This is a genomic window from Pseudomonas sp. (assembly GCF_028293835.1).
Taxonomy (GTDB): domain Bacteria; phylum Pseudomonadota; class Gammaproteobacteria; order Pseudomonadales; family Pseudomonadaceae; genus Aquipseudomonas.
This window is the reverse complement of sequence record NZ_JAQGNX010000170.1, coordinates 171,029-192,523: the sequence shown is the minus strand read 5'-3', so window position 1 is coordinate 192,523 and position 21,495 is coordinate 171,029. Positions and strand designations below refer to the sequence as shown.

The window sequence follows — 21,495 nt, the reverse complement described above, 5'->3', positions numbered from 1 at the left end:
CGAACCAGTCGGGGTATTTTCACTGTCCAATCGCCAGCCTTAGTAATAGGCATGCTCTTTTTGCGTGTGGTCGGTGACGTCGCGGACGCCTTTGAGTTCAGGAATGCGTTCGAGCAGGGTGCGTTCGATCCCTTCTCTTAAGGTAACGTCGGCCTGGCCGCAGCCCTGGCAACCGCCACCAAATTGCAACACCGCGATGTTCTCGTCATTTTCTTCGACGACATCGATCAACGTCACCTGGCCGCCATGACTGGCAAGACCCGGATTGATCTCGGTTTGCAGGTAATAGTTGATACGCTCGTTAATCGGGCTGTCGGCATTAACCATCGGTACCTTGGCGTTTGGCGCCTTGATGGTCAGTTGGCCGCCCATGCGATCAGTGGCGTAATCGACAACGGCATCGTCAAGGAAAGCTTCGCTGAAATTATCGATCCAGGCAGTAAAGCTTTTCAGGCCGATGGCCTTGTCTTCAGGTTTTTCTTCGCCCGGCTTGCAATAGGCAATGCAGGTTTCAGCATATTGGGTGCCAGGCTGGGTAATAAACACGCGGATGCCGATGCCCGGGGCGTTCTGCTTTTCGAGCAGATCGGCCAGATAGTCGTGGGCAGCATCGGTAATAGTAATAGCGGTCATGAAAATTCCTCGCAGACGTGAGCGCAGTTTACGCCAATCATTGGCGCCGCACAAAGTCCTAGTAATTTTGTCGGGAAAGAGACGCCTCGGCCTTTTCCGTTCTGCGCTGGTCCAGCCAACCCTTGAGGCGGTGATAAAGACCTTTTTCTATCCATTCATAACTGACCCAGGCGCCAATTCCAATCACCGGCACGCAAATCGCGAACACTGCGTAGGGATTGAGTCCGAAACGCCCGGCAGCCAGCCATCCGCCGTATAGCACTAAAACGTGCAGCAAATACACCGAGTACGAGCAATCACCCAAGGCTTTTAACCAGCGATTGCCTTTGAAGTACGGCTCCATGGAAATGCAGGCGACGACGATCAAGGCACTCGGCAGCCCCCAATTAATGAACCGGTCATCTGCTGGCAACTGGTAGATCGTCACCAGCGCACCGGCAATTGCCATCAGCGGCATCCAGAGGCCATTGGCGATCCAGCCGCGGCGGTACATCACGCCAATGGCGATCCCCAACAGAAACTCATAAACGATGTCATTGCGGTAAAAACGACTGATCAGACCATAACGAGCCAGCACACCGCAGACGGCGAACAAGGCGACGCCGATGATAAGCGGACGGTGTCGCGGGTTGAACAGAAACACCAGAGAGAACAATAAATAGAAGAGCATCTCGTAATTCAGCGTCCAGCCCACGTTCAGCGTCGGGTACAGGCCGTAACCGCCGGGATTTTCCGAGGGTATGAACAGCAATGACAGGATGAAATGCTGCCAATCGACCACGGCGATGGTGTGCGGCATCCATGGCCTGGCAAATACGATCAGCAAACCCATGGCTGCGGTGTAGACCCAATACGCGGGGACGATGCGAATGATGCGATTGACCATGAAACGTCCGACCGGCATGTCTTTGCTTTGGGTCGACAGATAAATCACCAGACCGCTGATGACGAAGAAGATGTCCACCCCGACCGCTCCCCTATCGGTGAAAAATTGCCCTATCGGGCCGGACGCATGAAAATCAAAAAATATCTGCATGAAGTGGTGACATACAACGACCCATGCGGCGAGTGCCCGCAAGGCTTGAACCGAAATCAACATCCGCAACTCACTGTTTTCCAATCACGATCAAGAACCTCGAACAAGATGCTGTTCCAGGACGTGTTCGCAACTTCGACGCGTAACAGGCAAAAAGGTTGCGATTGTTTGATGACCGGTACATGGCTGCGGGCCATGTTTATCCAGGCATTCAGGCGTCAATCCCCACACACTAATCCTATGCAGCCTGTAATACTGAGGTGAATTCTTCGCGAACAAAATCACTCCCACCGGGGTCTGTGCATCAAGGTGTCAGCCAGCGTTCAACATGAGCGAAATTCATGTAAAACCGCGACTCTCACTAAAAGCACGCAGGTTTGTTATCATTCCGACCCTTCTGTATCAGCCTATTTCAGGTAGTCCAATGTCCGATCGCAGCGTACGCCTCTCAGCTCTCCAGCAAGCCCTCAAAGAGCGCATTCTGATTCTCGATGGCGGCATGGGCACCATGATCCAAAGCTATCGGTTAGAAGAAGAGGATTACCGTGGCAAACGCTTCGCCGACTGGCCAAGTGATGTCAAAGGCAATAACGACCTACTGATTCTCAGTCGTCCAGACGTGATTGGCGCCATTGAGAAGGCCTACCTCGACGCAGGCGCCGACATTCTCGAAACCAACACCTTTAACGCTACCCAAGTGTCCCAGGCCGATTATGGCATGGAGGCGCTGGTCTATGAGTTGAACGTAGAAGGCGCCCGCCTCGCCCGCAAGGTGGCCGATGCAAAAACCCTGGAAACCCCAGATAAACCACGTTTTGTGGCTGGGGTTCTCGGTCCTACAAGTCGTACCTGTTCGCTGTCACCTGATGTCAACAACCCCGGCTACCGCAACGTCACCTTTGATGAACTGGTCGAGAACTATACCGAAGCCACCCGCGGACTGATCGAGGGCGGCGCAGATCTGATTCTGATCGAGACTATCTTCGACACCCTGAACGCCAAAGCAGCGATCTTTGCGGTGCAAGGTGTGTTCGAAGACGTTGGCTTTGAGTTGCCGATAATGATTTCCGGGACCATCACTGACGCCTCGGGACGCACGTTGTCCGGGCAAACCACCGAAGCGTTCTGGAACTCGGTGGCCCACGCAAAACCAATCTCCGTGGGTTTGAACTGCGCCCTGGGTGCTGCTGACTTGCGCCCTTATTTGGAAGAATTGTCGAACAAGGCCGGCACCTACGTCTCGGCGCACCCAAACGCTGGCTTGCCCAACGCTTTTGGCGAATACGACGAAGAGCCAAACCAGACCGCTGCGATCATCGAAGAATTCGCTCAAAGTGGCTTCCTGAACATTGTCGGCGGCTGCTGCGGCACCACCCCCGCGCACATCAAGGCCATCGCCAATGCGGTGAGCAAGTACCCGCCCCGGGCCATTCCGGATATCCCGAAAGCCTGTCGCCTGTCGGGTCTGGAGCCGTTCACCATTGATCGCAGCTCGCTGTTCATCAACGTTGGCGAACGCACGAACATCACCGGTTCGGCGCGTTTCGCCCGACTTATCCGTGAAGACAACTACACCGAAGCCCTGGAAGTCGCCTTGCAACAGGTTGAGTCCGGCGCCCAGGTAATCGACATCAACATGGACGAGGGCATGCTCGATTCGAAGAAGGCCATGGTGACCTTCCTCAATCTGATTGCCGGCGAGCCGGACATCTCCCGAGTGCCGATCATGATCGATTCCTCCAAATGGGAAGTGATCGAAGCCGGGCTCAAGTGCATCCAGGGCAAAGGCATCGTCAACTCCATCAGCATGAAGGAAGGCGTTGAACAGTTCATCCATCACGCCAAGCTGTGCAAGCGTTACGGCGCGGCAGTGGTGGTCATGGCTTTCGATGAAGACGGCCAGGCCGATACGGAAAAACGCAAAAAAGAAATCTGTAAGCGCTCCTACGACATTCTGGTCAACGACGTCGGCTTCCCGCCGGAAGACATTATTTTTGACCCGAACATCTTTGCCATCGCTACGGGCATTGAAGAACACAATAATTACGCGGTCGATTTCATTAACGCCTGCGCCTACATTCGCGACCACCTGCCCCATGCCTTGACCTCCGGCGGCGTGTCCAACGTGTCGTTCTCCTTCCGTGGCAACAACCCCGTGCGCGAGGCGATTCACTCGGTGTTCCTGCTGTATGCGATCCGCAACGGCTTGAGCATGGGCATCGTCAACGCCGGGCAACTGGAGATCTATGACCAGATCCCTACGGAATTGCGCGACATTGTCGAAGACGTGGTGCTCAATCGCACGCCAAACGGCACCGATGCGCTGGTAGCCATCGCTGACAAGTACAAGGGTGATGGCAGCGTCAAGGAAGCAGAAACTGAAGAATGGCGTACCTGGCCGGTCAACAAACGCCTGGAACATGCCTTGGTCAAGGGCATCACTACGCACATTGTCGAGGACACTGAAGAGTCGCGGCAGTCTTTCAAGCGCCCGATCGAAGTCATCGAAGGCCCGTTGATGTCTGGCATGAACATCGTCGGCGACCTGTTTGGCTCCGGCAAAATGTTTCTGCCGCAGGTAGTCAAATCGGCGCGGGTCATGAAGCAAGCCGTAGCGCACCTGATCCCTTTCATTGAAGAAGAAAAAGGCGACAAACCGGAGGCCAAGGGCAAAATCCTGATGGCCACGGTCAAGGGTGACGTGCACGACATCGGCAAGAACATCGTTGGCGTGGTGTTGGGTTGCAACGGCTACGACATCGTCGATCTTGGGGTAATGGTGCCCGCCGAGAAAATCCTGCAAGCGGCCAAGGAGCATAAGTGCGACATCATTGGCTTGTCGGGGCTGATTACGCCGTCCCTTGACGAAATGGTGCATGTCGCACGAGAAATGCAGCGGCAAAACTTCTTCCTGCCCTTGATGATCGGCGGTGCCACCACCTCCAAAGCGCACACAGCGGTAAAGATCGAACCCAAGTACAGCAACGATGCAGTGATTTATGTCACCGACGCCTCCCGCGCCGTGGGCGTCGCTACTCAGCTGCTGTCCAAGGAATTGAAACCCGCGTTTATCGAGAAAACCCGGCTCGAATACATTGAGGTCCGCGAACGCACCGCCGCTCGCAGTTCGCGTACCGAGCGTTTGAGCTACGGCGCCGCACTGGCGAAAAAACCTCAGTTCGACTGGTCCAGTTATCAACCGGTCAAGCCAACGTTTACCGGGATCAAAGTGCTGGAGAACATCGATCTTAACGTGCTGGCCGAATACATCGACTGGACTCCGTTCTTTATCTCGTGGGACCTGGCGGGCAAGTACCCGCGCATCCTCACCGACGAAGTGGTGGGTGAAGCAGCGACGTCCTTGTTCGCCGATGCTAAAGAGCTGCTGCGCAAACTCATCGACGAAAAGCTGATCAGCGCCCGTGCGGTATTTGGTTTCTGGCCGGCAAATCAAGTAAACGACGACGATGTGGAGCTGTACGGCGATGACGGCCAGCCTCGGGCGAAACTGCATCACCTGCGTCAGCAGATCATCAAGACCGATGGCAAGCCGAACTTCTCCCTGGCGGATTTCGTGGCGCCTAAAGACAGCGGCGTGACCGACTATGTGGGTGGGTTTATCACCACGGCGGGCATTGGCGCTGAAGAAGTGTCCAAGGCGTATCAGGACGCTGGCGACGATTACAACGCGATCATGGTTAAAGCCTTGGCCGACCGCCTGGCCGAAGCCTGCGCCGAATGGCTGCACAAACAAGTGCGTATAAATTACTGGGGCTACGCCAAAGATGAACAACTGGCCAACGAAGACCTGATTAAAGAGCAGTATGTCGGTATCCGCCCGGCGCCGGGCTATCCCGCGTGCCCGGATCACACTGAGAAAGGCACCTTGTTCGATCTGCTGGACCGCGCCGACGATGGCCAGACTGGCCACAGCGGCGTGTTCCTGACCGAGAGCTTTGCAATGTTCCCTGCGGCCTCCGTGAGCGGATGGTATTTCGCCCACCCACAGGCGCAATACTTCGCCGTGGGCAAGATCGACAAAGATCAGATCGAGAGCTACACGGAGCGCAAAGGTCAGGACATCAGCGTGACAGAGCGCTGGCTGTCGCCGAACCTGGGGTATGACAACTGATAGTGTTTGAACAAAAAACGGCCTTTCGGGGCCGTTTTTCATTTGTGGCCTATGCTCCTGATGAGACGCGCTGACATCGCAACCCGCACAATCACATTTCCTGTAGGAGCTGCCAAAGGCTGCGATAGGCCGCAAAAAAATCGCAGCCTTCGGCAGCTCCTACGGTGGCCGAGCACCTGCGAGGACCTATGGACAACTCATCCGATTCCAACGGCAAGCCACCCACTTTCTGGCAGATGGTCCAGAGCGTCATGGCGGCGGCGTTTGGCGTCCAAAGCGGCAAGAACAGAGCCCGGGATTTCACCCACGGTAAACCCAGCCATTTTGTAATCCTCGGCATAATTTTCACAATGATATTTGCCCTGACGCTGTTCGGCATTGTCCAGCTGGTGTTGCACTTGGCCGTGACTTGATCAGATCAACGCACTGTCCGACACAGGTGCCGGACAGCCGCAGGTTGGCAGTTATTGGTGACTCACCCAAAATACGGCCGTTGAAACGACCAGGATGATAATGAAGAGAATGGCCCAGGCATCTACTTTGCTATCGGGTTTTGCTGTCTTGACAGGGTTGCTCATTGCATCGCCTCTTTTCTGTTTTATTGGAGATTGCACATGAAAAATGACCAGCACTCTGCCGTCAGACTGCGGGGCCACGAACACAGTTAAGTCCAGCATTGCCCTTCCCTCAAGTGGGGTTATCTAAACCACCCGCCACGATTAGTACTTTTAGTTCTTTGCATATACTCAAACTTCACTTTTGCGCATAACTGCAAACTGGTATCTTCCCCCGGCTCCGTTCGGAGTGCGCGGCCGTGCGCGCGGATTTGCTGTAAGCAGCTGAGAACAGGACCTATATGTACGTATATGATGATTATGATCAGCAGATCATCGAGGACCGCGTAAAGCAGTTCCGAGATCAGACCCGACGCTATCTGGCCGGAGAGCTGAGCGAAGAAGAGTTTCGCCCGCTACGCCTACAAAATGGCCTGTACGTTCAACGCTTTGCGCCCATGTTACGGGTGGCTGTGCCTTACGGTCAGCTGACCTCGCGCCAGATGCGAATGATGGCCAAAATTGCCCGCGACTACGACAAGGGTTACGCCCACGTCAGTACTCGGCAGAACATCCAGTTCAACTGGCCAGCCCTGGAAGACGTGCCGGACATTCTGGCTGAACTGGCGACCGTGCAAATGCACGCGATTCAGACCAGCGGTAACTGCCTGCGTAACGTGACCACCGACCAATTTGCGGGCGTTGCCGCCGACGAACTGGTCGATCCGCGCCCCTGGTGCGAGATTATTCGGCAATGGACCACGTTCCACCCCGAATTCGCTTACCTGCCGCGCAAATTTAAAATCGCCCTCAACGGTTCGCGCAGCGACCGTGTGGCGATCGAAGTGCATGACATCGGTCTTGAACCACTGCTCAACGACGCGGGCGAGCTGGGCTTCCGGGTGTTGGTCGGTGGCGGCCTTGGTCGTACGCCGGTGGTGGGTGCGTTCATCAACGAATTCCTGCCGTGGCAAGACCTGCTGAGCTATCTCGACGCTATCCTGCGGGTCTACAACCGCTATGGCCGTCGCGATAACAAGTACAAGGCGCGGATCAAGATTTTGGTCAAGGCGCTGACGCCTGAAGTCTTCGCTGAAAGAGTCGAAGCAGAGATGGTCCACCTTAAAGGCGGCCAGACCACGCTGACCGAAGCTGAAGTGCAACGCGTCTCGAAGCACTTTATCGACCCCGAGTACAAAGCCCTCAGCGATCAAAGCGCTGAATTGGCGCAACTGGACCTTGAACACCCAGGCTTTGCGCGCTGGCGTTCACGCAACGTCCAGGCGCACAAAAAACCTGGTTACGCTGCCGTGACCCTGTCACTCAAGCCCACCGGCGTTGCGCCAGGCGACATCACCGACAAACAACTCGACGGGATTGCCGATCTGGCCGACCGTTATAGCTTCGGTGAGCTGCGTACGTCTCACGAGCAGAATATAATTCTGGCCGACGTCGAGCAGAGCCAGCTGTTCACGATGTGGGGTGAGCTGCGCGAACAAGGTTTCGCCACGCCAAACATCGGTTTGCTGACCGATATCATTTGCTGCCCTGGCGGCGACTTCTGCTCCCTGGCCAACGCCAAATCGATCCCGATAGCCGAGTCGATTCAGCGTCGTTTCGACGACTTGGACTACCTGTTCGACATCGGCGAGCTGGACTTGAATATTTCCGGTTGCATGAACGCCTGTGGTCACCACCATGTGGGCCACATCGGTATTCTCGGTGTCGACAAGAAAGGCGCAGAGTTCTATCAGGTGTCCCTGGGTGGCAGCAGCAACCGTGACGCCAGCCTGGGCAAGATCCTCGGCCCGTCGTTTGCCCAGGAAGTGATGCCTGATGTGATTGAAAAGCTGATTGATGTGTACGTTGAAAAACGCACCGAAGATGAGCGCTTCATCGACACCTTCCAGCGTATTGGCATTGACCCTTTCAAGGAGCGCGTCTATGCAGCGAATAATTAAGAACAACGAAGTCATCGACGAGACCTGGCACCTGCTGCCCAAGGACGTGACATTGGACGAGTTGTCCAATTGCGACGACCTGATCGTCCCGTTAGGGTTATGGCTGGACCACGGTCATGCGCTCAAGGCACGTGATGGTGGCCTTGGCGTATGGCTGGACAGTGACGAAGAGGCCGAACACATCGGTGACGACGTTCATGAGTTTCAGGTTATTGCCCTGAACTTCCCGGCATTCACTGATGGCCGCAGCTTTTCCAACGCCCGCCTGCTGCGTGACCGGTTTGGCTACAAAGGTGAATTACGGGCCATTGGTGACGTGCTGCGTGACCAGTTGTTCTACATGCGACGCTGTGGCTTCGATGCGTTCGCCGTTCGCCCGGATAAAGACCCGTACGAGGCCCTCCAAGGTTTGAAGGACTTCTCGGTGACCTACCAGGCCGCCACCGACGAGCCTCTGCCACTGTTCCGCAGACGCTGATCGCACGTTGCAAAAAAGCCCGGGGCTCGCAAGAGCACCGGGCTTTTTTTTGTGAAGTGGTTCAACCACGGATCCGCTGGGAGCGAACTCGTTCGCGAAGACAACACCGCGATCTGCCAGACGATACCGCGCCGCCCGCTTATTCCGCCGTATTTACCAAAAACGCTGTTGCGTTAATCGGTTCCACCAGGAGGTCAGTACCCGATCAACTGAAGCGCTGGCAGCCAGCCCTACTCGCTCCTGAAGGCTTTTACGTTCGGAATAATGCAGGTGGAAAATTTCAGCTACCTTGGCTCGCTCTGACAGGTATTCATCGCTGGTCTTCAGCTCATCAACCAATTGCTTGTCCAGTGCAGCCATGCCCAGCCAGACTTCACCGGTGGCTACATCATCAATGGCCAATTGCGGACGGTAGCGGGCGACAAAGTTCTTGAACAGCTCGTGGGTGATGTCCAGATCTTCCTGAAACTTCTCACGGCCCTTCTCGGTGTTTTCGCCAAACACCGTCAATGTGCGCTTGTATTCACCCGCCGTCAGGACTTCGAAATCAATGTCGTGCTTCTTCAGTAGGCGATTGACGTTAGGCAGCTGCGCCACCACGCCGATCGAGCCGAGAATGGCGAATGGGGCGCTGATAATCTTGTCCCCAATGCACGCCATCATGTAGCCGCCGCTGGCCGCAACCTTATCGATACAGATCGTCAACGGAATACCCGCCTGACGGATTCGCGCCAGTTGCGACGATGCCAAGCCGTAGCTATGGACCATGCCGCCGCCGCTTTCCAGGCGCAGCACCACTTCGTCTTTTGCCGTCGCCAGGGTCAACAGCGCGGTGATTTCATGGCGCATGCTTTCAGTGGCGGAGGCCTTGATGTCACCGTCGAAGTCCAGCACGTACACCCGAGGTTTTGGCTCGGCGAGCTTCTTCTGCTTCTTGAGGCTCTTGGCCTGCTCTTTGCGCAATGCCTTGAGCCGGTCCTTGTCCAGCATTGACTGTTCAAGCCGGTCGCGCAGCGCTTTATAAAAGTCGTTGAGCTTACTGACCTGTAACTGGCCAGCAGATTTGCGACGGCCTTTGCTGCGCACTGAAGCGAATGCCGCCAACACGATCAGAATGGCGACCACCAAGGTCACCGTCTTGGCTAAAAAGCTCGCATATTCAGCTAGAAAATCCACAGTTTCTCCTCAAAAACATTACGCCCCCTTTATAAAAGGGCTACAGAAAAGCTAATAAAAAACTACTAATTGTCCCAGCATACCGGCGCGCCTTGCAGACAGCCAGTCTGCGAGCAAGTAACTGTTGACTCGTGAATCTCATTCAAACAAGCGTATGTTTTTTCATTGACAGCGTTTGAGCATCCTCCTAACCTCGCCAGACCTTCAACGCACCGGGATGAAGCGGACGTGGGCAGCATCTATTTGATTCGACATGGCCAGGCCTCTTTTGGTGCGGACGATTACGACGTTCTTTCACCGATGGGCTTTCGTCAGGCAGAAATCGTCGGCGCGCACCTGGCTCAGTTGGACGTGCGCCTGGATCGTTGCCTGTCGGGTGACCTGCTACGGCAGCGAGACACTGCGCAAACCGCAATGGCGCAAATGAATGCAGCCGGGTACACCACGCCCACGCTGGAAATTGATTCAGCCTTCAACGAACTCGACGCCGATGGAATAATCCGAGCCCTGCTGCCGGCGATTCTGCCCGAGGAACCGGAAGCGCTGCACGTACTGCGAAATGCCGCACAACACCGCGCCGAATTTCAGCGTCTGTTCGCCTTGATCATCGATCGCTGGCTCAGCGGCAACTACGACACGCCTGGACTGCAAAGCTGGCTGGGTTTCGCTGAACAGGTGCACTCTGGCCTGCACCGGGTGCTGGACAGCGCAGGCAGTAAAGACAATATCGCTATTTTCACCTCTGGCGGCACCATCACCGCCCTGCTCCACTTGATGACCCAAATGCCTGTGCGTCAGGCGTTCGAACTCAATTGGCAAATTGTTAATACCTCGCTGAACCAGCTCAGGTTTCGGGGGCGCGAGGTTGCCCTGGCGTCTTTCAACAGTCACGCCCACTTGCAACTGATGAAAGATCCGACGCTCATAACGTATCGCTGAATTATTTACCGCTGCATCAGGCCCCATCGCGATGCTGAAGCTCGCAGGGAACCTAACCATATGCTAATCAGCCCCAACAAGGATCAACACCATGACTTCCGTAGCCGACGCCGTTCAAGCAATGAAAGCCAAGTTCAACCCAAGTGCCGCTGCGGGCCTGGACCTGGTTTTCGGCTTTCGTATCGATGAAGAGAAGAATTTTTCGCTGATCGTTAAAGACAGCACCTGCGAGCTACAGGAAGGCGTAAACCCCAACGCGCAAGTAACGCTGGTGATGGACGGCGAAACCCTGGAAGGCATTGTCAGCGGCGAAACCGACGGCATGCAAGCTTTCATGGGCGGCAAACTGCGTGCTGAAGGCGACATGATGTTGGCGATGAAGCTCAGCGAACTGTTCCCTTCCTAAGCGCCGCCCTCAAGAACCGAAGCTTGCGGGCTTCGGTTTTTTTTCGTCTGGAAGACAGGATCGAGGAGTAATCATAGCCATTGATTTGGCTGCAACACGCCGGTCTATAAGGCCGATTGTGCCTTGTGAGCAACCGGCTGCCGCATTAGATTAGTCAATAATCTCTGCCCCTAATAATAAGCAGAAGGGATAAGCATGGCGCTTACTGATCAGTCCACACAGATTCGCGCTGGCGAAGAACTCGACGCCAGCCTCATTGACCCTTACCTCAAAAGCCATATCCCTGGCCTGAGTGGCTCACCGGAAATCAGCCAGTTTCCCGGCGGAGCCTCGAACCTGACCTACCTGATCCGTTACCCCGAGCATGAATTCGTGCTGCGTCGTCCGCCGTTTGGCAGCAAAGCCAAATCCGCCCACGACATGGGCCGCGAATATCGGATTCTGAATCAGCTCAGCGATGGCTTCCCCTATTGCCCCAAAGCGTATGCACACTGCACCGACGAGAGTTTGATCGGCTCAGAGTTTTACGTCATGGAGCGGGTCAACGGGATCATCCTGCGCTCCGAACTGCCTGCCGAATTACACTTCGACACTCAGCAAACCACGGCGCTGTGCAAGAACTTCATCGACAAGCTGGTGGAGTTGCACCAAGTCGATTACGCGGCTTGCGGGCTGGCGGACCTCGGCAAGCCCGAGGGTTATGTCCAGCGTCAGATCAGCGGTTGGAGTGATCGTTATGAAAAAGCCCGTACACCGGATGCGCCCAGCTGGGAAAGCGTCAGGACTTGGCTAAGAGAAAAAATGCCGACCAACCCATCGGCCGCCAGCATCGTGCACAACGACTACCGCTTCGATAACGTGATTCTCGATCCGGCCAATCCGATGCAGATCATCGGCGTGCTGGATTGGGAGTTGACGACCATTGGCGACCCGTTAATGGACCTGGGCAACACCCTCGCCTACTGGATCGAAGCAGGCGACCCGGCACCCGTGCAACTGATGCGTCGTCAGCCGAGCCATGCACCGGGGATGCTGACCCGCCGTGAGTTTGTCGATTATTACGCCGAGCGCTCGGGCACCCGGATCGACAATTTCGATTTTTACTACACCTATGGGCTTTTCCGCCTGGCGGGCATCGTCCAGCAAATTTATTACCGGTTTTTTCACGGCCAGACCCAGGACAAACGCTTCGCGCAGTTCATTCATATGAACACGCTGCTGGAGCACATGAGCCTGAAAGTGATCGATAAATCCAACCTTTGACTGCGACACTATAAGGAAGAAAAAATGTCCAAGACCCAACTCTTCGACCTCGATGGCAAGGTCGCTTTCGTCTCAGGCGCCAGCCGTGGCATCGGTGAAGCCATCGCCAGGCTCCTGGCCCAGCAAGGCGCCCACGTAATTGTCTCCAGCCGCAAAATCGACGGCTGCCAGCATGTGGCGGATGCGATTATTGCCGATGGCGGCAAGGCCACAGCCATTGCCTGCCATATTGGCGAGATGGAACAGATCCAGAGCACATTTGCGCAGATCCGCGAACAGTTCGGGCGCCTGGACATTCTGGTCAACAACGCAGCGACCAACCCACAATTTTGCAACGTCCTGGACACCGACCTCAGCGCGTTCCAGAAAACCGTGGACGTGAACATCCGTGGTTATTTCTTTATGTCGGTGGAAGCCGGCAAGCTGATGCGCGAACACGGTGGTGGCAGCATCATCAACGTCGCATCGATCAACGGCATTTCACCGGGCGTGTTTCAGGGCATCTATTCGGTGACCAAAGCTGCCGTCATCAACATGACCAAAGTGTTTGCCAAGGAATGTGCTGCCTTCGGGATTCGTTGCAATGCCCTGCTGCCGGGCCTGACTGACACCAAGTTCGCCTCGGCGTTGGTGAAAAACGACGCGATCCTTAATATGGCGTTGGCGCAAATTCCACTCAAGCGCGTGGCAGCGCCGAGTGAAATGGCTGGCGCGGTGCTTTATCTGGCCAGTGATGCATCAAGCTACACCACCGGTGTTGCGTTGAACGTGGACGGCGGTTTCCTTTCCTGAGCCTGATTCCTGTCTAAAAAAACAGCCTCTTCGGGCTGTTTTTTTATGGGCTGTCTAGAGAATTTATATTCCATTTATTTTATTTAAAGAATATATTTTCCGGACAATAACGCCAAAGGACACCGTCATGCGTCAGTTTTCTCGATCCGCCGCAGGGTTACCGCAGCTTGGAATCGGCCTGATTGGCACCGGCTTCATGGGGCGCGCCCATGCTATGGCGTTCCGCAACGTCAGCGCTGCGTTCGCACTCCCTGTCCAGCTGCGTCTCGCCGCGTTGGCCGATGCCGATGCCGCACGCGCAACCCGGTGCGCCAGCGACTGGGGGTTCGACCATGCCCACAGTGACTGGCAACAGCTGATCAGCGACCCCGAAGTAGATATTATTGCGATCACCACCCCCAATCATCTGCATTACCCCATGGCCATGGCAGCGGTAGAAGCGGGTAAAACCGTGTACTGCGAAAAGCCTTTGGCCGTCAGCCTCGCCCAGGCAGACGACATGCGTAACGCCGCAAAAAAAGCGGGTGTGGTCACGCGAGTGGGTTACAACTATCAGCACAACCCTATTATCGGTCTGGCGCGGCAGATGATCGAAAGCGGCGAGCTGGGGCAAATCGTCAGTTTCCAGGGTGAGTTCAGCGAAGACTTCATGGCCGATCCTGCGTCCCCTTGGTCGTGGCGCTGCGAAGAAGCCCACGCGGGAGGCGCACTGGCTGATTTGGGCAGCCACTTACTGGCGCTGGCTCGCCATTTGATGGGCGACGTCGAGGCCGTATGCGCGGACGCCAACACTGTGCATCCGCAACGCCCTGCCACGGTTGGCAGCCGCGAGAAACGTTTTATTGCCGTAGACGATCAAACTCACGCCCTGCTGCGCTTCGCCAGCGGCGCCCGTGGAACGTTCAGCAGCAGTTGGCTGAAACACGGCTATAAAAATCATCTGGCGTTTGAAATTAGCGGAACCCGAGGCACGATTGCGTTCGATCAAGAGCGACTCAATGAACTGCGGGTGTGTCGTGCGGACCAAGGTAGCTTTCAGCGGGTTTTAGCCGGCCCTGCATTGCCCGGCTACGCCGCGTTCTGCCCCGCGCCTGGCCATCAACTGGGTTATAACGAGCTGAAAACCCTTGAAGTGCATGCGCTCATTCAGGCCGTTTTCAACCAAGGCAAGGACGGCCCGGACTTCGAAGAAGCCTGGCAGGTAGAGCGTTTGGCGGCAGCGATTCGGATGGCGGCGCGGGAACAGCGGTGGGTGCGGATTACAGAGCTGTAAGGTAGATCGCTTCGCCTGTAGATACTCGGTAGCGAAGCAGCGCTCGGTCAGGCTGCCCCTACGCAATGAGGGTGTCTGCCACTCTCGGTTATGGGTAAAATGCGCGGCTTCTGGCGCAGCTATTCTGCGCACTGCCGTATAAGTCGAAAAACTCCCCATGTCGCTCGAACTCAGTGTTGATCTGACCACCCTCGTCGCTCTTACCGCCGTGGCTTTTGTAGCAGGTTTTATCGATGCCATCGCTGGCGGCGGCGGTCTGTTGACCACCCCAGCCTTGATGACTGCAGGCTTGCCGCCGCACCTTGTGCTGGGCACCAACAAACTCAGCTCGACGTTTGGTTCAGCAATGGCCAGTTACACCTTTTTCCGGCGCAAATTATTCGATCCCAAACAATGGATTCACGCATTGCTGGGCACGGCTGCGGGTGCCTTGATCGGCGCAGTGGTCGCCCATTACCTGCCCGCAGAATGGATCAATCAGATGCTGCCAGTGATCGTTTTTGGTTGCGGCCTGTATTTATTGTTCGGCGGTGTGCCCAAGGCTCCCCTGGACAGCGACCTGCCGATCAAAAAGAAATGGCAACTGCCCCAGGGCCTGGGCCTCGGGTTTTATGATGGCGTTGCCGGACCTGGCACCGGCGCGTTCTGGACCGTCAGCACCTTATTGATCTATCCCATAGACTTGGTAAGAGCCAGCGGTGTCGCACGGTCCATGAACTTCGTCAGCAATGCCGCAGCGCTGTCAGTGTTCATATTCTCCGGGCAAGTGGATTGGCTGATCGGCCTGTGCATGGGCTCCTCATTGATGGTCGGAGCCTTCTTCGGTGCGCGTACCGCGATCCAGGGAGGCGCCAGGTTCATCCGCCCGGTGTTCATCATTGTGGTGCTCGGCCTGACCATACGCCTAGCCTGGCAGCACTGGTTCAGCTAAGCCGGCATGCCGGGCCAAATAGACATCAATCAGGTAGCGAGCGATTGAGCGGTTCGCTGGCAGCGGCGGCAAGTCGTTGACGTGAAACCAGCGCGCGTCTTCAATTTCATCAGCCTGGGGGACAATCTCGCCGCTTTCGTATTCGGCATGGAAGCCCAGCATCATCGAATGCGGGAACGGCCAGCACTGGCTGCCCATGTACTGAATGTTTTTGACCTTCAGTTGCACCTCTTCCATGACCTCGCGACGCACACAGTCCTCCACTGACTCACCCGGTTCAGCAAAGCCTGCCAAGGTGCTGTAAACCCCAGTGACGAACCGCGGCGATCGTGCCAGCAGGATCTCGTCACCTCGTGTGACCAGCACGATCATGCTTGGCGAAATACGCGGGTAATGGCGCAGATTACAGTGCTCGCAATACATCGCACGCTCGCCCGGCACTTGCTGCATCGGCAAACCACAACTGCCGCAAAAACGGTGCTCCCGCGCCCACGTGCTGATCTGAGCCGCGTATCCAAGTTTTTTGTAGACGTCGAACTCGCCTTCCAGCATGAACTGACGCAGCCCCTGCCAGGTGCAGCCGTCGATAGCCGCAGGCTGCCTGAGCACCAACAGATACACCGGCTCGCCATCAAAATGGCCAATACCGTGTTCACTCAGTATTGAAAGTTCCTGACGCTTCAACCATTCCCGAGGGAACATCGCGCCATTTTCATCGCGCAGAAACCCTTCCGGGCTATGCACCACAGCCCAACCGCCACTGAGTTGGGTATCAAGGACGGCAGTTGTCCAACGTGTCATGAAAATCTCCAGGCCAATGCTTACTTATCAAAGGCTAATGATCAAACGCCGCTTTCTGTTTATTCATGTGTGCAGCCACTGCCAAGCGTAAATCGGCAGATTGCAGCATGGCTGCGTTCCAGGTCGCAACGTATTCCAAACCATCATCGATTCGGTGGTCGCGCATGTAACTGATCATCTCCTTGGTGCCGGCGATCGCGATCGGTGATTTAGCGGCAATTTCCCGAGCGATCTCCAGCACACCTTGCAACAGGCTGGGCGTATCCGCGAACCTGCGATTCACCAAACCAATGCGGCACGCTTCCTCTGCGCCAATAGTACGCCCGGTGTAGGCCAGTTCGCGCAACATACCGTCACCAATGATTCGCGGCAATCGCTGCAAAGTGCCGACGTCTGCGGCCATGCCCATGTCGATTTCTTTAATCGAGAACTGCGCGTCTTCGGCGGCATAGCGCATGTCACAGGCCGAAATCAGATCGATTGCGCCGCCGATGCAATAGCCCTGAATCGCCGCCAGCACTGGCTTGCGGCAATTGTCGACCGCATTGAAAGACGCCTGCATCTTAAGAATTTTGCGCCGTAGCAGACGGGCGTTGCGGCCCACGTCTTTGCCTAATTCGGAGGCTACAGCGGCCAAAAGCATCAGATCGATGCCGGAAGAAAAATGTTTTCCGGCGCCACTCAGTATCACCACACGCACTTCGTCGGTGTCATCGATCCATTGAAAAATTTCGATGATCTCAGTCCAGAACGCAGCGTTCATGGCATTGATTTTTTCCGGCCGGTTGATCTGCACGTGGGCAATGTTATCGGACAATTCGACGTGAAACGCTTGGTAATCGGATTTGTAATCGAGCATGGCAGTCCTCCTGGAGAGCAAAAGCGACGGGGTTAACACGGGGCAAACTATAACAAGCCTGACAGGACAGCCGTAAGGCAGCGGTTGCGCCATTCTCCGGATGCCCGACACGCTCATAGGCGTATGATTTTTTTGGCAATACCCGCTGTAAAAACAGGGGAACGGCCGACTGTTACTGAGGTCAAGAGACTTAAGGCCGTTATTGAGTCGCCAAAACTGTGTGTGGGCGCCTTCAGACGGCCGCAGCGTTGTGGCTAATACACCACTGCTTGATCGTTATTTCCAGGTCGTAAGAGGGCGATTCTTGATCACATTGAAAGCGGCAACCGGCATAGCGGGTTTGGATGACATCCTGTCAGGGGGACTTTCTCGCAGTCACGTCTTCCTCCTTGAAGGCCAGCCAGGAACGGGCAAAACCACTATCGCCCTGCAATTTCTGCTGGCAGGGGCTGCCATCGGCGAACGTTCGCTGTACATCACGTTGTCTGAAACCGAGCGTGAGTTGCGCGATGGTGCCCGGTCCCACGGTTGGGAGCTGGATGATTCCATTGATATTTACGAGCTGACACCACCCGAAAGCTTACTCAACGCTGAGCATCAGCAAAGTTTGTTGTATTCATCTGATCTGGAACTCGGTGAAGCGACCCGGCAGATTTTTGAAGTGGTTGAGCAAATCAAACCGTCGCGCGTGATCATTGACAGCTTGTCGGAGATCCGGCTGTTGGCACAGAGTTCGCTACGTTATCGGCGGCAGATTCTGGCGATCAAACACTATTTTGCGCGCTACGACGCTACTGTCGTCTTGCTTGACGACCTGACCACTGAGTCGTTGGACAAGACGGTACACAGCGTTGCCCACGGCGTTATCCGTCTCGAAGAACTGACCCCCGACTACGGCGCAGAACGACGACGGTTGCGGGTGGTCAAGTATCGCGGACAGAAATACCGAGGCGGGTTTCACGATTTCACCATCATGAGCGATGGCATTCATGTCTTCCCGCGCCTGGTGGCAGCCGAACATCGCCAGCGCTATCAACGAACCCAGTTGAGTAGCCATATTCCGCAACTTGACGCCTTGCTCGGTGGCGGTATCGACAGTGGGTCCGGCACGCTGATACTGGGCCCGGCGGGCACGGGCAAATCGCTTATTTCCCTAGTGTTTGCCGCGGCCGCTGTTGCACGCGGTGAAAAGGTCGGGCTGTTCATCTTCGACGAAGAGCTGGGACTGCTGTTCCACCGTATGAAAGGCCTCGGCATCGACCTCCAGGCGCTGCAAGAGACCGGCTACTTGACCATCGAACAGGTCGACGCTGCAGAGCTGTCACCCGGTGAGTTTTCACACCGAGTTCGACGTTGCGTCGATGACAAGCACATCAAAACCGTCGTGATCGACAGCATCAATGGTTACCAGGCCGCGATGCCTGGGGAAAACGCGTTAATCCTGCACATGCACGAGTTGCTGTTGTACTTGAACCGCCAAGGCGCTTCGACCTTTATGACGGTGGCCCAACATGGCCTGGTGGGCGACATGCGCGCGCCGGTGGACATAACGTACTTGGCTGACAGCGTCATTCTGTTGCGTTACTTCGAAGCCATGGGCCAGGTTCGTCGGGCTATTTCCGTCATCAAAAAGCGTACTGGCACCCACGAGTCGACGATCCGCGAATATCGAATTGATGCGCAAGGCTTGACCATTGGTGCACCGTTGGACGCATTCCAGGGTGTGCTGCGCGGCGTGCCTGAATATCATGGGGAGAGTAAACCGTTGATGAGGGAAGAAGACGCGTGAGCATTCCGGGCTTTTCTGAACGAGCGATCATCCTTGCACCGTGTGGACGCGACAGCCAAATCGCCAAAATGCTGCTCGAAGAAGCAGGCTTTTCCGCGCTCATGGCTCGGGACCTGGCGCATTTGTGTGAAGAGCTGGCATTGGGCGCCGGCATGGCGATCATTGCTGACGAGGCCTTGCATGGAACCAACATCAGTGCCTTGCTCGGGTTGATGGATAATCAGCCAACCTGGTCTGACATGCCCATCGTATTGCTGACTCACCACGGTGGGCCTGAGCAAAACCCGTCGACGCGCCTAGGCGCCCGCCTGGGCAACGTTACCTTTCTCGAACGCCCGTTTCACCCAGCCACACTGGTCAGTCTAGTCACCACAGCCCTGCGCGGCCGTCGTCGACAATATGAAGCCCGGGTGCGCATGGAAGATATTCTGGAAAGCGAACAACGCTTGCAGATTGCACTAAAGGCCGGACGCCTGGGTTCGTGGCAACTCAGCATCAGCGAGCTGACGCTGACCTGCTCCGCTATCAGTAAATCCCATTACGGACGTGCCGAAGATGAGAGTTTCACCTTCGATGACTGGCTCGGTTCGGTACTGATCGAAGACCAGTCGGCGATGCAATTGGCGTTGCACAACAGCCTGAAAACCGGTGATGACTTAATCATCGAGTACCGCAATGTCTGGCCCAACGGTTCTATCAACTGGGTCGATGTACGCGCCAGAGCCATTCGTGACCAACAGGGCGCCGTGCATTCATTGGCCGGCGTGACCTCGGACATCAGTGAGCGCAAGCACGGCGAAGCGCAACTTCACCGGCTTAACGAAACCCTTGAGCAGCAGGTAGAAGAGCGCACCTCACAACTGCGACACAACGAGGAAGCCCTGCGCCAGTCACAGAAAATGGAAGCCGTTGGACAGCTCACGGGCGGCATTGCCCACGACTTCAATAACATGTTGACCGGAATTATCGGCAGTCTTGAATTATTGCGTAGACGATTATCCCGCGGTCGCACCGAGGACCTCGACAGCCTGATCGACCTGGGCGTGACGTCGGCTAACCGTGCCGCCGCCCTGACCCACCGCTTGCTGGCGTTTTCCCGTCGCCAGTCCCTCGACTCCAAACCGGTGCATATGAACCAACTGGTTGACTCCATGGGCGAACTTATTCATCGCAGTCTGAACGAAAGCATTCGCCTGGACGCGCAGATGGACGAGCAATTGTGGACCGCAGAAGCCGATCCAAACCAACTTGAAAGCGCCTTGCTCAACCTGGTATTGAACGCCCGTGATGCCATGCCTGAAGGTGGCCAACTCACCATTAGCACCTACAACCAGCGGCTGGATAAAAACTTCACCAGCACCCAGGAAAATTTGCAGCCTGGGGAGTACGTGGTCCTCAGTGTGAGTGACACCGGTTGCGGCATGCCACAAAGCGTCATCAGCCGCGCGTTTGACCCGTTTTTTACCACCAAACCGATTGGCCAAGGCACCGGCCTCGGGCTGTCAATGATCTATGGCTTTAGCAAACAGTCCCACGGCCATGTGGCGATTCAAAGCGAAGTGTCTGTAGGCACCACGGTCCGCCTTTATCTACCCCGCTTCCCCGGCGAGGAGCAGCAGGATGAACAGGTCTATCAGAGCAACGCTCCGTATGCCAAAGAGGGCGAAACGGTTCTGATCGTCGAAGACGACCCAGCGGTAAGAGTGCTGGTCAGCGAGGTGCTCAGCGAACTTGGTTACGCCTTCGTCCAGGCCAGCGATGCACACAGCGCCGTCCCCATACTCGAATCCTCACAGCGCATCGACTTGATGATCAGCGACGTTGGCTTACCGGGGATGAACGGGCGGCAATTGGCTGAGATAGGCCGGCAACTGCGTCCGGCATTGAAGGTGTTGTTCATCACCGGTTATGCGGAACACGCAGCGGTACGCGCCGGGTTCCTCGACTCAGGCATGCAACTGATCACCAAACCCTTCGTTTTTGATCACTTGACGGCCAAGGTGCGGGAAATGATTCAAGCCTGAACGCGCTGTGCGCAGTCCCGGCTTATCAGCGCCCTCTTTATCCTGAAATCAACGCAACAAACTTTTAATCTGATTATGCAAGCTGTCCATCGTAAACGGCTTGGCCAATATCGGCGCCTTAAAGGCCAGAGGACTGCCCGACTCGGTGATTTCCGCAGGGTAGCCACTGATAAAAATAACTTTCAGTTCAGGCCGTAATTTAATCGCTGGTTCGGCAATCATCACGCCGGAAATACCACCGGGCAGGCGGTAATCAGTGATCATCAAGTCCAAATGAGGTTTGGTTGCAAGAATTTCAAACGCTTGCTCGCCATTCTCAGCCTGCAACACCTTATAGCCCTCGCCCGATAGATAATCGGCCAGCAGCATTAAAATCAGCGGCTCGTCTTCGACAATAAGTACGACGTTTTCTGCATCTGAGCTCATGGGTATGCCTTTGACTTTAATT

Annotated in this window: 19 protein-coding genes; 12 read left to right on the top strand and 7 right to left on the bottom strand. The window is 55.7% G+C overall.

Annotated features, from left to right (window positions below; all coding sequences use genetic code 11):
- Positions 1–39: 39 nt before the first annotated feature.
- Both nfuA and JWR17_RS23425 read right to left on the bottom strand, forming a co-directional pair.
- The gene (gene nfuA, locus JWR17_RS23430; protein WP_299835310.1) at positions 40–633 is read right to left on the bottom strand and encodes a Fe-S biogenesis protein NfuA; all 594 of its coding nucleotides are present in this window, start codon (positions 631–633) and stop codon (positions 40–42) included.
- A 58-nt stretch (positions 634–691) separates the two neighbouring features.
- On the bottom strand, positions 692–1,732 hold the full coding sequence (locus JWR17_RS23425) for an acyltransferase (RefSeq protein ID WP_299835309.1): 1,041 nt from the start codon (positions 1,730–1,732) through the stop codon (positions 692–694).
- 361 nt (positions 1,733–2,093) lie between these two features.
- On the opposite strand from JWR17_RS23425, the gene metH reads away from it, so the two are divergent.
- Together metH and JWR17_RS23415 are read left to right on the top strand one after the other, a co-directional pair.
- Positions 2,094–5,801, top strand: a complete 3,708-nt coding sequence (gene metH, locus JWR17_RS23420) for a methionine synthase (RefSeq protein ID WP_299835307.1) — start codon at positions 2,094–2,096, stop codon at positions 5,799–5,801.
- A gap of 188 nt (positions 5,802–5,989) precedes the next feature.
- Positions 5,990–6,214 (top strand): DUF2970 domain-containing protein, encoded by a 225-nt coding sequence (locus JWR17_RS23415; protein WP_299835305.1) that lies wholly within the window; start codon positions 5,990–5,992, stop codon positions 6,212–6,214.
- Positions 6,215–6,265: 51 nt separating this feature from the next.
- On the opposite strand, the gene JWR17_RS23410 is transcribed toward JWR17_RS23415, so the two are convergent.
- Positions 6,266–6,478, bottom strand: a complete 213-nt coding sequence (locus JWR17_RS23410) for a hypothetical protein (protein ID WP_299835354.1) — start codon at positions 6,476–6,478, stop codon at positions 6,266–6,268.
- 179 nt (positions 6,479–6,657) lie between these two features.
- Here JWR17_RS23410 and JWR17_RS23405 point away from each other — a divergent pair, with 179 nt between their 5' ends.
- On the top strand, positions 6,658–8,316 hold the full coding sequence (locus JWR17_RS23405; protein WP_299835304.1) for a nitrite/sulfite reductase: 1,659 nt from the start codon (positions 6,658–6,660) through the stop codon (positions 8,314–8,316).
- On the top strand, positions 8,300–8,794 hold the full coding sequence (locus tag JWR17_RS23400; RefSeq protein WP_299835302.1) for a DUF934 domain-containing protein: 495 nt from the start codon (positions 8,300–8,302) through the stop codon (positions 8,792–8,794). Before JWR17_RS23405 ends, JWR17_RS23400 begins: the two co-directional genes overlap by 17 nt.
- 153 nt (positions 8,795–8,947) lie before the next feature.
- On the opposite strand, the gene sohB is transcribed toward JWR17_RS23400, so the two are convergent.
- Positions 8,948–9,970, bottom strand: a complete 1,023-nt coding sequence (gene sohB / locus JWR17_RS23395; protein WP_299835301.1) for a protease SohB — start codon at positions 9,968–9,970, stop codon at positions 8,948–8,950.
- 228 nt (positions 9,971–10,198) lie between these two features.
- On the opposite strand from sohB, the gene JWR17_RS23390 reads away from it, so the two are divergent.
- The 6 genes from JWR17_RS23390 (at position 10,199) to JWR17_RS23365 (ending at position 15,574) form a co-directional block, all read left to right on the top strand.
- Positions 10,199–10,909, top strand: coding sequence for a histidine phosphatase family protein (locus JWR17_RS23390; RefSeq protein WP_299835299.1), 711 nt, complete (start codon positions 10,199–10,201; stop codon positions 10,907–10,909).
- 91 nt (positions 10,910–11,000) lie between these two features.
- Positions 11,001–11,315 (top strand): SCP2 sterol-binding domain-containing protein, encoded by a 315-nt coding sequence (locus tag JWR17_RS23385; protein WP_299835297.1) that lies wholly within the window; start codon positions 11,001–11,003, stop codon positions 11,313–11,315.
- Between the two features lie 195 nt (positions 11,316–11,510).
- Entirely contained in the window at positions 11,511–12,578 is a 1,068-nt protein-coding gene (locus JWR17_RS23380) for a phosphotransferase family protein (protein WP_299835295.1), read from the top strand.
- A gap of 24 nt (positions 12,579–12,602) precedes the next feature.
- Positions 12,603–13,370: an SDR family oxidoreductase gene (locus tag JWR17_RS23375; protein ID WP_299835293.1), complete on the top strand. Its 768-nt coding sequence runs from the start codon at positions 12,603–12,605 to the stop codon at positions 13,368–13,370.
- A 127-nt stretch (positions 13,371–13,497) separates the two neighbouring features.
- Positions 13,498–14,643, top strand: a complete 1,146-nt coding sequence (locus tag JWR17_RS23370; protein WP_299835292.1) for a Gfo/Idh/MocA family oxidoreductase — start codon at positions 13,498–13,500, stop codon at positions 14,641–14,643.
- 157 nt (positions 14,644–14,800) lie between these two features.
- Complete coding sequence (locus tag JWR17_RS23365) at positions 14,801–15,574, top strand: TSUP family transporter (protein ID WP_299835290.1); 774 nt, start codon at positions 14,801–14,803, stop codon at positions 15,572–15,574.
- On the opposite strand, the gene nudC is transcribed toward JWR17_RS23365, so the two are convergent.
- Together nudC and JWR17_RS23355 are read right to left on the bottom strand one after the other, a co-directional pair.
- Entirely contained in the window at positions 15,548–16,375 is an 828-nt protein-coding gene (gene nudC, locus JWR17_RS23360) for an NAD(+) diphosphatase (RefSeq protein ID WP_299835288.1), read from the bottom strand. The two genes, JWR17_RS23365 and nudC, sit on opposite strands and share 27 nt — an antisense overlap.
- A 34-nt stretch (positions 16,376–16,409) precedes the next feature.
- Positions 16,410–17,234, bottom strand: a complete 825-nt coding sequence (locus tag JWR17_RS23355) for a crotonase/enoyl-CoA hydratase family protein (RefSeq protein WP_299835286.1) — start codon at positions 17,232–17,234, stop codon at positions 16,410–16,412.
- A 304-nt stretch (positions 17,235–17,538) separates the two neighbouring features.
- On the opposite strand from JWR17_RS23355, the gene JWR17_RS23350 reads away from it, so the two are divergent.
- The gene (locus JWR17_RS23350) at positions 17,539–19,023 is read left to right on the top strand and encodes an ATPase domain-containing protein (protein WP_299835284.1); all 1,485 of its coding nucleotides are present in this window, start codon (positions 17,539–17,541) and stop codon (positions 19,021–19,023) included.
- Positions 19,020–21,047: a response regulator gene (locus JWR17_RS23345; RefSeq protein WP_299835283.1), complete on the top strand. Its 2,028-nt coding sequence runs from the start codon at positions 19,020–19,022 to the stop codon at positions 21,045–21,047. The genes JWR17_RS23350 and JWR17_RS23345 overlap by 4 nt, the downstream gene beginning before the upstream one ends.
- A gap of 48 nt (positions 21,048–21,095) precedes the next feature.
- Here the strand turns inward: JWR17_RS23345 and JWR17_RS23340 are convergent, their stop codons facing one another.
- Positions 21,096–21,473, bottom strand: a complete 378-nt coding sequence (locus JWR17_RS23340) for a response regulator (protein WP_299835282.1) — start codon at positions 21,471–21,473, stop codon at positions 21,096–21,098.
- Positions 21,474–21,495: the final 22 nt, after the last annotated feature.